This window comes from Bacillus sp. FSL E2-8887 (assembly GCF_038007205.1).
Classification (GTDB): Bacteria; Bacillota; Bacilli; order Bacillales; family Bacillaceae_G; genus Bacillus_A; species Bacillus_A mycoides.
Genome location: NZ_JBBOWS010000001.1, coordinates 2,265,219 through 2,279,221, shown reverse-complemented (window position 1 = coordinate 2,279,221; position 14,003 = coordinate 2,265,219). Strand labels below are relative to the sequence as shown.

Below are 14,003 nucleotides of genomic sequence, written 5' to 3'. Positions count from 1 at the left end.
AAATTTGTCTCCCCATTTAAATATAGAAAAGGACATATCTATTGCATGTTATTAACTTAAGGTATGTTCTTTTAAAGCATATTATAAATATACATAGTGAGAAACGAAACAATAATTATTCAAATGAAAAATCCCCTAAATTTTTAAATCGATTCAGGGGATTTTTTACCGATGATTCTCTATATTTCCATACCGATCACAAACTTTTTTAGGATAATGGTATGTCCAAATTTAATAGTTTTTTGCATTAGAGCCATCTTTTTTATATTTATTTAATTATCCTACTAAGTTTTTTGTAAAATTCACCTTTTCTTTTTACATGATTAAACTGATTTGGATTAATATTAGCTTTTTGTGAGAGTGCTACAATCTCTTCTTTTGTAATTGAATCTTTAGTATTTATAGATGCTATATTTGTATATTTTCCATCTTCTGTTTTTGGGATTTCTAAAATCCCTTTATTTACAAGATCAACTACAGCCTTATGCTCTGAAGAATGTGTATCTACACCAGTAATTTTCCAATTATGCATAACTTTTGGCGTGTATACACCGTTCTTTACCTCTTTTAAATATGTAATAGCAAGGTTACGAATGGTTCCACCTGTTTCTCCGAATGCATTCTCTTGTTTAGATGACCAAGTTTGTTCAAATTTTCGTCCCTCTAAAGCTCCCCCTTTTGCCTGAAGAGCCTCCATTCTATACGCATTCATTCCTAGCGTCATAACATCGCTCATTTTGATTGGTTTATTTGTACGAATAGAGCGTAAATTTGTAATTCTACTACCATATGGTTTTGTTAAGTCAATTTCGTATTTTACGCCTCCAAAGAAATCGTTCGTACTGTATTTAGACGCACGACGATTTTTATCAAAGCTAACTGTTACATCTCCGGCACGAGATGAGTTAAAATATCCTGCTGCCCATTCCATATAGTCTTTTAAATCTTTTCCAGTTATCTTATATACTGTAATTTCTCCCAAAGCATATTGATAATTATAAGCAATATCTTTCTTCTTTATAGGACCTATATCCAAACGGGCATAATCATTATCAATTTGATGGGCTACTACATCCGCCTTACTGTAATGGAGCATGACTCCATGAAAGAAATCTGATAAAGGTGTCTCTTGAATCTGCACACTTGGAATATCCTTTATTTCATTTTGAGGAACAAGGTTTCTACCCTTTAATCGGGCGACTACAACATTTGCATCTCCTCTCGCATACTCATGAAAAGGTGTTAATGTTTCTTCAAGTGTAGAATCAGATAATACTGTAGTTCCATCAGCATTTTTTACAGGTATAGCGGTAGCTGTTTTATCTTTTAAAACAAGCTTCCCATCTTGCTTTGTAAAAGTAAGGTCAATACGTGAAATATGCGTTCCGTATTTATCTGGTTCTGTAATAATTACGCCATTTACAACTTCTTTTTTTACAAGTTTATGCATATGAGCCGCAAAAATAGCGCTTAGTTCCGGACAAGCATTCGCAATATCTTGAACACCAGTACCTGGGATTCCATTCTCATTTTCTAGTCCCATATGCATAACCCCTACCATTACATCTACTTTATCTTCTAATTCTTTAATAGCCTTTTTTGTCTCTTCTACTGGATTTTTCACTACTAAACCATCCAAATGATCTGTCCCTTTTTCAAAATCACTAATCATTGGTGTATTCATACCAATAATCCCGACTTTAATTCCACCTTTTTCAACAATCGTATATGCAGGAAGAAAACGCTCTCCATTTTCCTTATAAATATTTCCTGCTAACGTCTTTCCCTTGTATTGCTCACTAACTTTTTTCAATGTATCTAATCCAAAGTTGAATTCATGATTTCCAAATGCCCAGGCGTCATATCCCATTGTATTCATTGCTACCATCATTGGCGATTGTGGCTTATCGTTGAATAATTCTACTGAGTTTCCTTGAATTGTATCCCCGGCATCTACTAATATGGTATTTGGATTTTCTTGACGTACCTTCTTTATAACCGTATAAAGCTGCGTCAAACTTCCACTCATATTTGCTCCATCAAGCGCATAATCCCAAGGCATAAATCTACCATGAATATCTGCAGTACCTAACAATGTAATATTAACATTAGATTCCTCAGCCTTAGAAATAGCTGGTTTGACTGTTACTGCTGTTACAAGAAGCATAAGAATAATAAAATTGCATACATAGTTCTTCCATTTCATTTTTTGCATAATAACAATATTTCTCCCCTTTTTGTACTGTCATAAAGTTGCTTGAACTTTAAAAATGTAACTTATTATTCAGAGAAATTCAACTACAAAAGATAATTTTGGAGGTGGTTTTGCTGTGAAAATATAGAGAATAAAATGCATATATCCCCTAACAGAATAGTATTTTATCGTTTTCTAATAAAATACTTCTTCCTCCAACGTGTGAAGAGCGCTAAACCCACGGTAGATGTATACGTACTTTCAAAATTTTGGACATACAACTCATTTCCGGATTTTATTTCTAATTTTTTCCTTCTATATGAAAATACTGAGATCAATTCCAAAAATAATAACCCCGCTCTTCATTTAAGACGGGGTTACACTTATACAGCAAATCGGATTCAGATTTTTTTCAAATGTTCGTTTCCTCTTCAGGAGTAAAATCTGCTAGTTTCGTATTTTTTTCTGCTTATTGGTTGCTTTCAACTAAATTCATCATAATTTTAATCAGGACTTGTATTTTATCACTCGAATCCTTGATGCTATCCCAAATCGCTCAATAAATAGATAATGATTTTTACTTTTCAACTCCACAAAGCAATTTTATCTCTTTAATTTGTTCTATATGACGCTGTTCATGCAAATAGATCAGTTCTATCCACTGATCAAGAAGTAATTCTCCAAGAGCTGGATGCGTCACTGATTTTTTCGCTAATATAGATTCATCTTCTATTGTACTCAGGAAACGCATCAATTCTTTTCTAGAGTCGTTTAACAAATCAACCATTTGCTGCACTTCAAATGGTTCTATACTTGGTTCAATCATTTCTGGGGCTATAAATTTTATCGATCTATCTAATAAAATAGTGTGAATTTCTTTACGCTCATTTAAGATACTATCCATCTTTTTTAATCCCGATGAAATAACTGTTATAACTCTCTCATCTAATAAAACTAAGTGATGACAAACTTGTGCTATACTCCATTTATCCTTATCTGGTTTCCTATTAAATTGAGCATCACTTAACAAAGTAATTTCCTCAAATAATTGATTTCTAGTTTCATAAAACTTGTCATTTACAAATGTATTCATGTGAATTCTCCTTTCGCTAGAACCTACATACTTAAATTCCTACGCTAGAAATATTCTCTGTGGAAAAAGATTTTCCTTCACTATTATTCCAATCCAATCTTTTCTTTCTTTAGTAGGTTCTCTAATTCATGCTGAAATGTATGAGTTCTCTCAACATCCTTGAAGATTTCCTTGAGGTTATTATGCGCTACAGCTACATCATAATACTTTCCACGGAATCCTTTCAATATAACTACATAAAACGTTCCTAATTATCAATCTAGCATTAAATATATGTAAAAAATCACTCTATTCATTCATTTTTAATGCTTATGTATGTACATTTGTTAATTTATTAGTTATATTATGGGTATTGAATGATTACGAAAAGTTAATAAATCGCTTGTATAACACCTTATATTTTTATATCCGTGAAAACTACAAAATGTATAAAATTCCATTTGTCAAATGAATTTAATGCGGAAGGAGGTTTGTGGTTACTTCATCGGGATATAATAATCAGTTTTGAACTGATAAAAATATAGGAGGCGACATAATGTTTCGTACGATTTCAAATTTCATGAGAGTAGCTGAGATAAGAAACAAAATTCTTTTTACACTAACGATGCTAATTGTTTTTCGAATTGGCACGTTTATTCCAGTTCCTCATACTAACGCAGAGGTATTAAAAGTACAAGATCAAGCCAACGTTTTAGGTATGCTAAACGTATTTGGCGGAGGAGCACTGCAACACTTCTCAATCTTTGCTGTAGGTATCACACCATATATTACAGCTTCTATCATTGTACAATTACTACAAATGGACGTTGTACCTAAATTTACAGAATGGGCAAAGCAAGGAGAAATGGGCCGTAAGAAATCAGCTCAATTTACTCGATACTTTACAATCATTCTCGCATTCATACAATCCATTGGGATGTCTTATGGTTTTAATAATATAGCAGGTGGACAATTAATTACAGATCAAAGCTGGACTACATACTTATTTATTGCGACAGTTTTAACTGCTGGTACTGCATTTTTACTTTGGTTAGGTGAACAAATTACCGCTAATGGCGTTGGTAATGGAATCTCAATGATTATCTTCGCAGGACTTGTTGCGGCGATTCCAAATGTCGCTAATCAAATTTATTTGCAACAATTCCAAAACGCAGGCGATCAGTTATTTATGCACATAATAAAAATGGTTTTAATTGGACTCGTAATTTTAGCGATAGTTGTTGGTGTTATTTACATTCAACAAGCTGTTCGAAAAATACCGATTCAATATGCAAAAGCTGTTTCAGGAAACAATCAATATCAAGGAGCAAAAAATACTCATTTACCTCTTAAAGTAAATAGTGCAGGTGTAATTCCTGTTATCTTTGCTTCAGCCTTTTTAATGACGCCGCGTACAATTGCGCAGCTCTTCCCTGACTCGAGCGTATCTAAATGGCTAATTGCGAATCTTGATTTTGCACATCCGTTTGGAATGGCGCTTTATGTTGGTCTTATCGTTGCTTTCACATACTTCTATGCATTTATTCAAGTAAATCCTGAACAAATGGCTGAGAATTTGAAAAAGCAAAACGGATATGTCCCGGGTATTCGCCCAGGTAAATCTACAGAACAGTATGTAACAAAAATTTTATACCGTTTAACATTTATCGGTGCGATTTTCTTAGGAGCAATTTCAATATTACCACTTGTATTTACAAAAATCGCTACATTACCACCATCTGCTCAAATCGGTGGTACAAGTTTACTAATCATCGTAGGTGTTGCATTAGAAACGATGAAGACGTTAGAAAGTCAACTTGTGAAGCGTCATTATAAAGGTTTTATAAAAAAAGTGAATTAATTACAAAAACACACTAGAAGTCACAATAGCGACCTAGTGTGTTTTTATTATAAAAACTTATAATAACGGAGGTTGTGTCTTATGAGTCAAAGAATGTCTTATTATGATATTTCGCCTGATGGTATGAAAATTATGATGGATATGGAGAAATACACGAAGAAATCTTCAATTAATCGAGCTGTTAGAGAGCTTATAAAAATTAGAGTCTCTCAAATTAACGGCTGTGCTTATTGTATCGATATGCATACTTCTGACGCCCGAAAATTGGGTGAAACCGAGCAAAGAATTTATTGCTTAAATGCTTGGGATGATTGCGATTTTTATACTCCTGAAGAAAAAGTTGCTTTGGAACTATCGGAGCATATTACTCTCATTCCTACTAAAAGAGTTCCTGAAAATCTATACAACCGTGTACGTGAATACTTTGACGAAAAACAATATGTTGATCTTGTGTTAATCATTAATCAAATAAATAGTTGGAATCGAATTTCTATTGCGATGGGTAATACCGTAATAAAAAAATAACACTTATCCACCAAACAATATGCGACCGATTTAGTTAAGTGTAAAATTAAATACACCCTATATAAAAACACAGTTGGTTATTTCTCCAACTGTGTTTTTGATTCTACTCTCCCTAATCTATATTCTAATGTGTTAATCACTTTCTCTAAATTAACTATTTTTCCTTCTAAAGTTTGAATACGTTTTTCGCTGTTTTCTACATCATTAAACTTTAACTACATCTCTTTTTTTAACAACCTTCCTTGCTTAAAATAAACTCCAAGTGTAGAACGATTCGCTAAAAATACACCAATCAAGATTAAACAAGCTCCAATTCCCATTGCAGGATTTAATGGTTCTCCTAATACAAAATAACCTACAATAACAGCGATTAATGGGGATACATACAACCATGTTGATGGAAATATTGGATTTGTTTTTGATAAGAGCCAATAATATAAACCGTGCCCACCGATTGATCCTACAAATATGAGATATAAAATTGGCCATTGTACATTCCAAGATGTTAAGACTGTTAGATTAGGCTGTTCCATTACAATAGATACAATTAATAACAAGATTCCTCCATAAAACATTTGAATACCGTTAATTAGAAAAGGTGATACGTCAGGCGAATTTGAAAGTATTTCTTTTGAATAAATAGAACCTATTCCGTAAAATAGTTGCCCAACTATTATGACAAGGCATGCAATACTCCATATGAAAGTAAGTTCTTGATGCATGCCAGGTAAAGATATAAATAAAACTCCTGTAAGTGCTATGAATAAAGCCAAAAACTGTTCTCGTTGTAATTTTGTTTTATTTCTCTTTGATTGTAGCAATACAATCATCATTGGGGCTGTTGCAGAAAGCACGGCTGCTAATCCAGAAGAAATATGCTGTTCTGCCCAATATAACGTTGCGAATGTCATAAATGTTAAACAAAAGCCAGCGCCCATAATACGCTTTGATAATAAATAAGGCATAACACGCTTTTTCTTTAACTTAAAAATAGTAATGAGAATAAGACCGGCCAAAAAGAAGCGAATTCCAGCTGAAAATAACGGCGGTGCACCTGCCTCAATTCCGATTTTTATCGTTAAAAATGTTGTTCCAAAGATGATACATACTAAAATATAATTTAAAATGACCATTTTCCTTCCTCCTTTTTACTCTTGAAATGAGTATAGAGGATATGGTGTATAACAGTGTATCCGAGCATATAACAGTTGAATGAAAATATAGTTGATTGTCAGACTATTTTTCGCTTTAATTAAATTAAAAAGAAAAACAGGTGATTCTATGAAGATAATACTACGTAAAGAATCCAACATACCATATTACCAACAAATATATATGCAAATTGTTGAGAGAATTCAAAGCGGGATGCTTTCGCATGGCGATTACCTCCCTTCTTTACGTGCTATGGCCGATGATTTGCAAATTAGTTTATTAACTGTTCGTAAAGCTTATAAACAGTTAGAAACGAAAGGTTATATACGAATTGAACAAGGAAAAGGTGCCTATATACATAAACGTGTGAACAAAGATTTCAAACCAATTCCATATCAATGGCAACAAACGAAATCCATTAATGTTATGCGTTCTCAATATGTAATGAACCAACATCGTAAATATTTTGATTTTTCACAGGCTGTCCTTTATCCACGTTTATTACCAAATCCGTTTCTTTCAGATGAAATGCACAAATTACTTAATAAGGATCAAATGATACTGGCAACATACGGACCTGTTCAAGGTGACAAAGAACTTAGAGTGGAAATAACAAACTACTTAAAAGAACACCAACAAGTAGTTACAGATCCATCTCAATTATTAATTACAAGTGGTGCCCAGCAAGGAATTGATTTAATCGCCCAAACATTATTAAAACCTGGAGACATAGTGTTAGTAGAAAGTCCGTGTTACGGAGCGGCGCTTGATGTATTTGTTAATAAAGGAGTTCAAATTATCCCTGTTAGTCTTGATAACAACGGCATTCGCTCAGATTTAATCGATGATATTTGTCAAAGAAAGAATCCTGTTTTGTTATATGTGAATCCTACTTTTCAGAATCCAACGGGCACAGTAATGAGTAAAGAAAGAAGAATGGAACTTGTAGAACTAGCAGAGCTTTATCAATTTTTCATTTTAGAGGATGATTCTTTCGGAGAGATATATTTTGAGGATTTTAAAATTCCCCCTCCAATAAAAAGCTTTGATACAAATGGTCATGTTATATATTTAAAAGGATTTAGTAAAACGTTAGCACCAGGTCTTCGCATCGCGGCACTTGCAGCTGAAGGTCCTATCTTTGAATGGTTATACGCCGTTAAGGCTTCGATGGATATTGGTAGTCCCTTATTGACACAAAAAGCACTACTTCCTTTTTTACGAGCGGAACGAATGAAAAATCATTTAGAAAAATTACGGACTGCTTTACAAATTAGACGCGATTTAACAATTGATATATTATCTCCATTAAAAGAATTAGAATTTGAAATACCTAATGGAGGATTTAACTTATGGGTTACACTCCCTCAGTCAATCGATCCTTTTACATTATTACAAAAAGCGAATGCAGTAGATGTTTCTTTTTTACCCGGCACAGCTTGTCTGATAAACCATGAAAATCAATATAATCATTTGCGAATTAGTTATTCAATGTTAAATGAAAAAGATATGTTGATTGGATTAGAAAGATTACATGATACAATTGCCAAGTTTAAATCATTCATTTAAACTCCAAAACAACAACTAACCTCTTATTCACACAATAAAAAACCAACACTTTAAAATTTTATTAAAAGTCAAGATATAAGCTGAACCTATTATTAATAGTGAATTCTTATCTAATGTCATACATTATATGTATAAAAATTAAAAGGATAGAAGAGCTTGAATAAATTCGCCCTATCTATCCTCTTTTTAAACACAAATGACTAATCATAGCGGACTTCGCTGTCAACAGAACCTGTATTGCTCTATTGCTATGTTCAAACTTCTTTTTATTACTACTTGTTCAATAAGAGGTGTTTTCTTCCTGCATAAAATTTATTTTATAGGGAATTCATTATACTTATTAAAACAACAACATGATATAGACAAAACCAAAGAATAAACATAATGGACTATAGAACCGAGTGTCATATCTAGCAAACTGAGAATGTTGAATTTTTTTGAAAAATCCAACAAACTTAAAATCACCAATTGCCCTAACAATGAAAACTAAAGCACAGACAATACTTCCGATTTTAGATAAACTATTTGCTTCGAACCCCTGCAAATAACCTACTTGAACAACAATAATGACACTAGCTAATAGAATAAGAATGGCTACGAATAATGTTCCCCATATTCTCGGAGTAAAAGCAGGCTTATGTTCTCCCTCTTTTACTGGGATAACAGCAGCAGAACCCCATCGACCTCCAAAAGCCCAATAAATATGCAAAAAACTGATAAACCACAGAAGCCCCACAGCTACTACTATTAATAGTAATTTCATTTATTCGCCCCCAATTTCGTAACTTCAAAGATAACATACACTACCGTATGTTATAGTGAAAATTTTGTCCCTTCAGGTTCTATAACCATATTAGGGACATTTATTATCGAATAATCAATTATGCCTCAGCATAATTCTGTGACATCCGCCGGAGGCTTTCACTTCTTTCAGTGGATGTTTGGACACCCGCTGAAAGAAGTGAAAAGCTCAACCATTTTATCAATATCAAAATTAGGATTTGCTTCAAACCTTGTCATCCATCCTACATACGTTAAATAGGCAAGTCTCGCTCGATCAATTGATTCAGTTTCGTCTACGCCCATTTTTTGATACAATTTTGCAACACAAGAAATTCTTTGTTCTTCTATATCTACTAAACGTGTTGCCACAACAGGATCATATTTAGCCCAAGCATAAATACCATTCTCAATTTTTTTATCTCGATTAAAACTAATCTGTAATAGCTGTTCTAAAGAGGCATCCTGTTGCTCCATACTTTGAACAATCAGCCTTGTTGCATGTACTTCCCAAAAGTCAAGCATAGAATCTAAAAGCTCTTGATGGTCACGAAAATAGTGATAGAAGCTTCCTTTGCTTATTTTTAGCAATCGAGCAAGTGCTTCAATGCGAACTTTATGTATACCTTCATTAGCTAATTGTTGTAATCCTACTTTTATCCAGTCTTCCCTCGTTAATTGCATATCATCTCTCCAATAAAGTACGGTAGCGTATGTTTTAAGTTAGATTACTACTATTCTCATTTTTTGTCAATTATTCATTCTGTTTATTTTTATGAACTTTAATGTTGTTGTTAATCGTAATATTGATCGTTATCACCCTTGATAAAATACAAGCACATACTAAATCAAATAGATTTTCTGTTTTGCCCATTAAAATATCTTCCCCTGTAAATTTCAAGAAGATTTGGATGGTCTACAGCCTAAAAACCCTTGAATACGCATTTAGACCACAAAATTTTTCTGTATATTATTTTAAGTCATATTAGCTTCACATGTATAAGGGATATATCAATGATTTTGTTGGTCAAGTATACAAACAATATAACATTCACGTAATAGAATATACTATATTACACGAAAGGAGATAGCGATATTTGGAATTAAAAAAATTTATTGATCCCCTTCCGATTCCCTCTGCAATAAAACCTATAGGAACATATAAAGGTAAGCCATTTTATGATGTACGTATGGTTGAAACGCTACACAAGTTTCATAGTGATTTACCAAAGACGAAAGTATGGGGTTATAATGGGATGGTACCTGGTCCAACGTTTGAGGTAAAAAAAGAGCATCCTGTATATGTGAGATGGTCAAACGATTTACCTGAAAAACACTTCTTACCTGTTGATACAACCGTTCACGGGGCGCATGATAACCCAGAAGTACGAACTGTTGTACATTTACATGGAAGCCCCAGTGAACCAGATAGCGATGGTCATCCTGAAGCATGGTTTACGAAAAACTTTCAACAAACAGGACCTAGTTTCGTAAAAGAGATTTATCATTATTCGAATCGAGAACGAGCAACCACCCTTTGGTATCATGATCATGCACTTGGGATTACTCGTTTAAATGTATATGCGGGTCTTGCAGGACTTTACTTGATTCGTGATAAAGAAGAAAAATCACTACCTCTTCCTAAGGGGAAATACGAAATACCTCTTATCGTTCAAGATAAATCCTTTAATCCGGATGGTTCCCTATTTTATCCTGCTCAACCAGAAGACCCACCACCAGGTTTACCATACCCTTCTATTGTTCCTCTATTTTTAGGAAATACAATTGCAGTTAACGGGAAAGTATGGCCATTTTTAAAAGTTGAGCCCCGCAAATATAGATTTCGTTTATTAAACTCTTCTAATACTCGCACATACAAGTTCCAATTAAGTGACCTTAGCTCATTCTTTTTAATAGGGACTGATGGAGGCCTTCTTAAACGGCCGATTAAAGTACAAAGTTTAGATGTTTCACCAGCAGAGCGTATTGACATTATTATTGATTTTTCAAGGTTTGAAGGAAAAAAAGTAGTTTTACAAAATGGAATTGATTTAGATAATCCAACTGGTGAGATAATGGAGTTCCAAGTAACGAAACCATTATCCTGCCCAGATAAAAGTAAAATCCCATGCAAATTAAGTAACATTGACTTTATTCCCGTAGAAAAAGTAAAGAAAGTAAGACGATTAACATTAAATGACTCAGAGGATGAATTTGGACGTCTCATGCTTTTATTAGATAATAAAGAATGGGACGATCCAGTGACAGAAACACCTTTATTAAATTCTGTTGAAATATGGGAGTTAGTAAATTTGACCGTTGGGATTCATCCTATTCATATACACCTAGTTAATTTTCAAGTTCTTGATCGTCATGATTTGAATGGAAACTTATTAAATCCTCTCCCAGCTGATTTCGGATTAAAAGATACCGTTCTAGTAGCAGGTGAACAAACCGTCCGAATCATAATGAAGTTTGAGCCCTATTCTGGAGATTATGTATGGCACTGTCATCGTTTAGAGCATGAAGACCATGATATGATGAGACCGTTAAAAATCATACCTTCCAATCTTAATAGACACAAATTAAATTGATAGATACATTAAATAACACGAAAGTCCCTTCAGGATTACTGAAGGGACTTTTACACGTTTGCGAAAAGTGCCTTTATGTACAAGAAGCGCTTTTCAGTCTAAAACTATTTTTTCAGATTGCATTGCTCTAGAAGCTTTTCTAGCATTTCCAAAGTAACTGGTTGTGCCTTAGTAGTTAGTTGATACCCAATCCGTCCATTCGTTTCTACAGTTGCTTGTTGTAAATTCTTGATTTCATGTATACCTTTTTCTCTCAGATGCATAAATAATTGTTGTTCTGACATTTTCGCGCGTAATAAATTCTTTTTTAAGATTTCTCCGTTTTCTATAACAATAATGCTATTTCCATTTAGAAACTTTTCTACTTTTCGTGATTTCAATTCAAAAAAATGAATAATAAGTAAAACACCCGCAAAAATAAACGCAGCAAAAATAGATGGGCCTACTTTCCTACTTAATATAGGTTCTACAATAATACGTCCTATAGAAACCACAATAATAATTTCAGCTCTCGTCATTTGGCTAACAGATTTACTACCTGTCAATTTTAAAACAATAATTCCAGTGAGGATTAAAATAATGCTTTCAAAAAGTATATTCATTACAGCCCAATCCTTTAATAGTGAATTTTACTAGTATTCCCATTAAAGGGTTTTTATGATATTTTAAAGTATCCATTCTCTTTACGTGCCTTATTCTTTGAAGCACCTCACTCCCAGCTAGTAATGGTAAAGCATCAACTTTCTTCATTGCTTCTACTTGTGATTCGTTACGAATCATTGCATACACAGTATGACCTTCTGAAAACATTCCAAAGTCATTACAAGAAGACATTAAGAGCGATGTCGTCATTGACTTAGATACGGACTATATTTATATCCCTAATAGATAACAATAACCCAGTAAACTAAAATGGTTTAATGTAACTTACGATTCAGACAAGAATTTAATAAAATAAGTAATTGCCCAAATGGAAGTCGCGAATTGAGTGACAAAATACATTGTCCATTCAAAAGAAGTCAGTTTTCTCTCTCGTTTAATTTTCTTTAAGTATCTGTAAAATATTAATGTACTCAAAAACATAAGTAATAAAGAGAATTGTTGTAAATCATCGACTATACGTACCGCCATAGACTCCATCACCCTCCTATACAAAATATAGACTATACTTTTAAGGATATCATTTTTTTGGTAATGATTCCCTATATATTTAATGAAGTTAAAAAATGTTTTATGCGATATATGTGTAAAGATAATAAAGTTGTTTAATTTTGTTCTTAGAAATACATTAATTGCCTACTCATAAATTTGATGGGCGATTATTATTTTTGTTTAATAATTGCTTTATTTCACACCATTTGCAATATTCTTTATTTTAATCACGACATTAATAATAGGTTTTGGTCTAAATGATTCTTGCAAGGAATCTCCTAATCTTGGACTTACTGATTTGGAAAAATAAAATTATTATGATCGTCTCAATTACCATTATTTTGGAGAACAATGTGCTATTATATATTCGTAATCAATGAAATAATAAGAAAGAAGGGGTTGTTGTGGAAACAAAGATTATAGAAACAGAGAAGAAAATTGATTCAAAATCCCTTTTGGCTTTGGGATTATTAATTATTTCTGGGATTGTATATCAACTTTTCGCAGTGTTAGGAGATAATATACCTGAAGTATTGGGAATGATTCTTGAAGCTTTATGGAATCTTGTATTATGTGGAATTATAGGATACTATTTTTTAGGGAAAATATCATTAGAGCAATTTAAACATTTTAATATTAAGACATTACTTTGGGGTTTGCCTTTAACAATTATCGTAGGGATGGCTTCCAACTTAATATTCAGTTACATTTTTGAACCTGCAACTAAAAATTCCGTTGCTGAAGTAATAAGTATTTCTATGATTTTATTCCGTGTACCCTTTATGTTAATGGGTGAAGAGTTGATTTGCACTAATATAATTATCGCATTACAAAAATTAGGATTAAAATTTGGCACGGCATCATTAATATGTAGTTTGTTGTTCGCTTTGTGGCATATTCCAGCTTATGGTTTTGTGCCAATGCAGTTATTAATAACTATAATCCCAATTAGATTAGCACTAAATTATATATGGAAAAATTCGAAAAGTATTTGGATAAGTTGGATTTGTCACTTTATTTTTGACTGTATTTCATTTGTACCAATGCTTTTTAAATAACCATTTTATTTTTAAAAGGACTTTATTATTTGCGTATTGTATAAAG

13 protein-coding genes are annotated in these 14,003 nt (G+C 32.9%); 5 read left to right on the top strand and 8 right to left on the bottom strand.

The genetic code is table 11. The features are described from left to right. Window positions 1-268 precede the first annotated feature (268 nt). Both NSQ08_RS11375 and NSQ08_RS11370 read right to left on the bottom strand, forming a co-directional pair. Window positions 269-2,215: a bifunctional metallophosphatase/5'-nucleotidase gene (locus tag NSQ08_RS11375; RefSeq protein WP_340774769.1), complete on the bottom strand. Its 1,947-nt coding sequence runs from the start codon at window positions 2,213-2,215 to the stop codon at window positions 269-271. 556 nt (window positions 2,216-2,771) lie between these two features. Beyond that, window positions 2,772-3,287: a DinB family protein gene (locus NSQ08_RS11370; RefSeq protein ID WP_001091627.1), complete on the bottom strand. Its 516-nt coding sequence runs from the start codon at window positions 3,285-3,287 to the stop codon at window positions 2,772-2,774. Between the two features lie 535 nt (window positions 3,288-3,822). Between NSQ08_RS11370 and secY the strand changes: the two genes are divergently transcribed. Both secY and NSQ08_RS11360 read left to right on the top strand, forming a co-directional pair. Continuing rightward, window positions 3,823-5,127 (top strand): preprotein translocase subunit SecY, encoded by a 1,305-nt coding sequence (secY, locus tag NSQ08_RS11365; protein WP_340774766.1) that lies wholly within the window; start codon window positions 3,823-3,825, stop codon window positions 5,125-5,127. 81 nt (window positions 5,128-5,208) lie between these two features. Continuing rightward, complete coding sequence (locus NSQ08_RS11360) at window positions 5,209-5,652, top strand: carboxymuconolactone decarboxylase family protein (RefSeq protein WP_000083090.1); 444 nt, start codon at window positions 5,209-5,211, stop codon at window positions 5,650-5,652. 215 nt (window positions 5,653-5,867) lie between these two features. On the opposite strand, the gene NSQ08_RS11355 is transcribed toward NSQ08_RS11360, so the two are convergent. Then, window positions 5,868-6,785 carry a DMT family transporter gene (locus tag NSQ08_RS11355; RefSeq protein WP_340774762.1) on the bottom strand — a complete coding sequence of 306 codons (918 nt, stop codon included), beginning with the start codon at window positions 6,783-6,785 and terminating at the stop codon, window positions 5,868-5,870. A gap of 148 nt (window positions 6,786-6,933) precedes the next feature. Between NSQ08_RS11355 and pdxR the strand changes: the two genes are divergently transcribed. Then, window positions 6,934-8,373 (top strand): MocR-like pyridoxine biosynthesis transcription factor PdxR, encoded by a 1,440-nt coding sequence (pdxR, locus tag NSQ08_RS11350; RefSeq protein ID WP_340774759.1) that lies wholly within the window; start codon window positions 6,934-6,936, stop codon window positions 8,371-8,373. A gap of 340 nt (window positions 8,374-8,713) precedes the next feature. Here the strand turns inward: pdxR and NSQ08_RS11345 are convergent, their stop codons facing one another. Further along, window positions 8,714-9,136, bottom strand: a complete 423-nt coding sequence (locus tag NSQ08_RS11345; RefSeq protein ID WP_002141886.1) for a DUF3995 domain-containing protein — start codon at window positions 9,134-9,136, stop codon at window positions 8,714-8,716. A gap of 167 nt (window positions 9,137-9,303) precedes the next feature. Next, the gene (locus NSQ08_RS11340) at window positions 9,304-9,837 is read right to left on the bottom strand and encodes a TetR/AcrR family transcriptional regulator (RefSeq protein WP_242245569.1); all 534 of its coding nucleotides are present in this window, start codon (window positions 9,835-9,837) and stop codon (window positions 9,304-9,306) included. A 413-nt stretch (window positions 9,838-10,250) separates the two neighbouring features. Here NSQ08_RS11340 and NSQ08_RS11335 point away from each other — a divergent pair, with 413 nt between their 5' ends. Next, window positions 10,251-11,747, top strand: a complete 1,497-nt coding sequence (locus NSQ08_RS11335) for a multicopper oxidase family protein (protein ID WP_340774750.1) — start codon at window positions 10,251-10,253, stop codon at window positions 11,745-11,747. A gap of 104 nt (window positions 11,748-11,851) precedes the next feature. Here NSQ08_RS11335 and NSQ08_RS11330 read toward each other — a convergent pair whose 3' ends face one another. The 3 genes from NSQ08_RS11330 to NSQ08_RS11320 all read right to left on the bottom strand — a co-directional run bounded on the left by NSQ08_RS11330 (window position 11,852) and on the right by NSQ08_RS11320 (window position 12,878). After that, on the bottom strand, window positions 11,852-12,349 hold the full coding sequence (locus NSQ08_RS11330; RefSeq protein ID WP_002085380.1) for a DUF421 domain-containing protein: 498 nt from the start codon (window positions 12,347-12,349) through the stop codon (window positions 11,852-11,854). Next, window positions 12,333-12,599, bottom strand: coding sequence for a hypothetical protein (locus NSQ08_RS11325; protein WP_340774745.1), 267 nt, complete (start codon window positions 12,597-12,599; stop codon window positions 12,333-12,335). Before NSQ08_RS11325 ends, NSQ08_RS11330 begins: the two co-directional genes overlap by 17 nt. Window positions 12,600-12,674: 75 nt before the next feature. After that, entirely contained in the window at window positions 12,675-12,878 is a 204-nt protein-coding gene (locus NSQ08_RS11320) for a hypothetical protein (protein WP_000290880.1), read from the bottom strand. 425 nt (window positions 12,879-13,303) lie between these two features. Between NSQ08_RS11320 and NSQ08_RS11315 the strand changes: the two genes are divergently transcribed. Then, complete coding sequence (locus NSQ08_RS11315) at window positions 13,304-13,957, top strand: CPBP family intramembrane glutamic endopeptidase (RefSeq protein ID WP_340774741.1); 654 nt, start codon at window positions 13,304-13,306, stop codon at window positions 13,955-13,957. Window positions 13,958-14,003: the final 46 nt, after the last annotated feature.

What these genes read in the sequence shown, in the direction of transcription:
- NSQ08_RS11375 (WP_340774769.1), bottom strand. Translation starts at nt 2,215, where the DNA reads ATGCAAAAAATGAAATGGAAGAACTATGTATGCAATTTTATTATTCTT.
- NSQ08_RS11370 (WP_001091627.1), bottom strand. Translation starts at nt 3,287, where the DNA reads ATGAATACATTTGTAAATGACAAGTTTTATGAAACTAGAAATCAATTA.
- secY (WP_340774766.1), top strand. Translation starts at nt 3,823, where the DNA reads ATGTTTCGTACGATTTCAAATTTCATGAGAGTAGCTGAGATAAGAAAC.
- NSQ08_RS11360 (WP_000083090.1), top strand. Translation starts at nt 5,209, where the DNA reads ATGAGTCAAAGAATGTCTTATTATGATATTTCGCCTGATGGTATGAAA.
- NSQ08_RS11355 (WP_340774762.1), bottom strand. Translation starts at nt 6,785, where the DNA reads ATGGTCATTTTAAATTATATTTTAGTATGTATCATCTTTGGAACAACA.
- pdxR (WP_340774759.1), top strand. Translation starts at nt 6,934, where the DNA reads ATGAAGATAATACTACGTAAAGAATCCAACATACCATATTACCAACAA.
- NSQ08_RS11345 (WP_002141886.1), bottom strand. Translation starts at nt 9,136, where the DNA reads ATGAAATTACTATTAATAGTAGTAGCTGTGGGGCTTCTGTGGTTTATC.
- NSQ08_RS11340 (WP_242245569.1), bottom strand. Translation starts at nt 9,837, where the DNA reads ATGCAATTAACGAGGGAAGACTGGATAAAAGTAGGATTACAACAATTA.
- NSQ08_RS11330 (WP_002085380.1), bottom strand. Translation starts at nt 12,349, where the DNA reads ATGAATATACTTTTTGAAAGCATTATTTTAATCCTCACTGGAATTATT.
- NSQ08_RS11325 (WP_340774745.1), bottom strand. Translation starts at nt 12,599, where the DNA reads ATGACGACATCGCTCTTAATGTCTTCTTGTAATGACTTTGGAATGTTT.
- NSQ08_RS11320 (WP_000290880.1), bottom strand. Translation starts at nt 12,878, where the DNA reads ATGGCGGTACGTATAGTCGATGATTTACAACAATTCTCTTTATTACTT.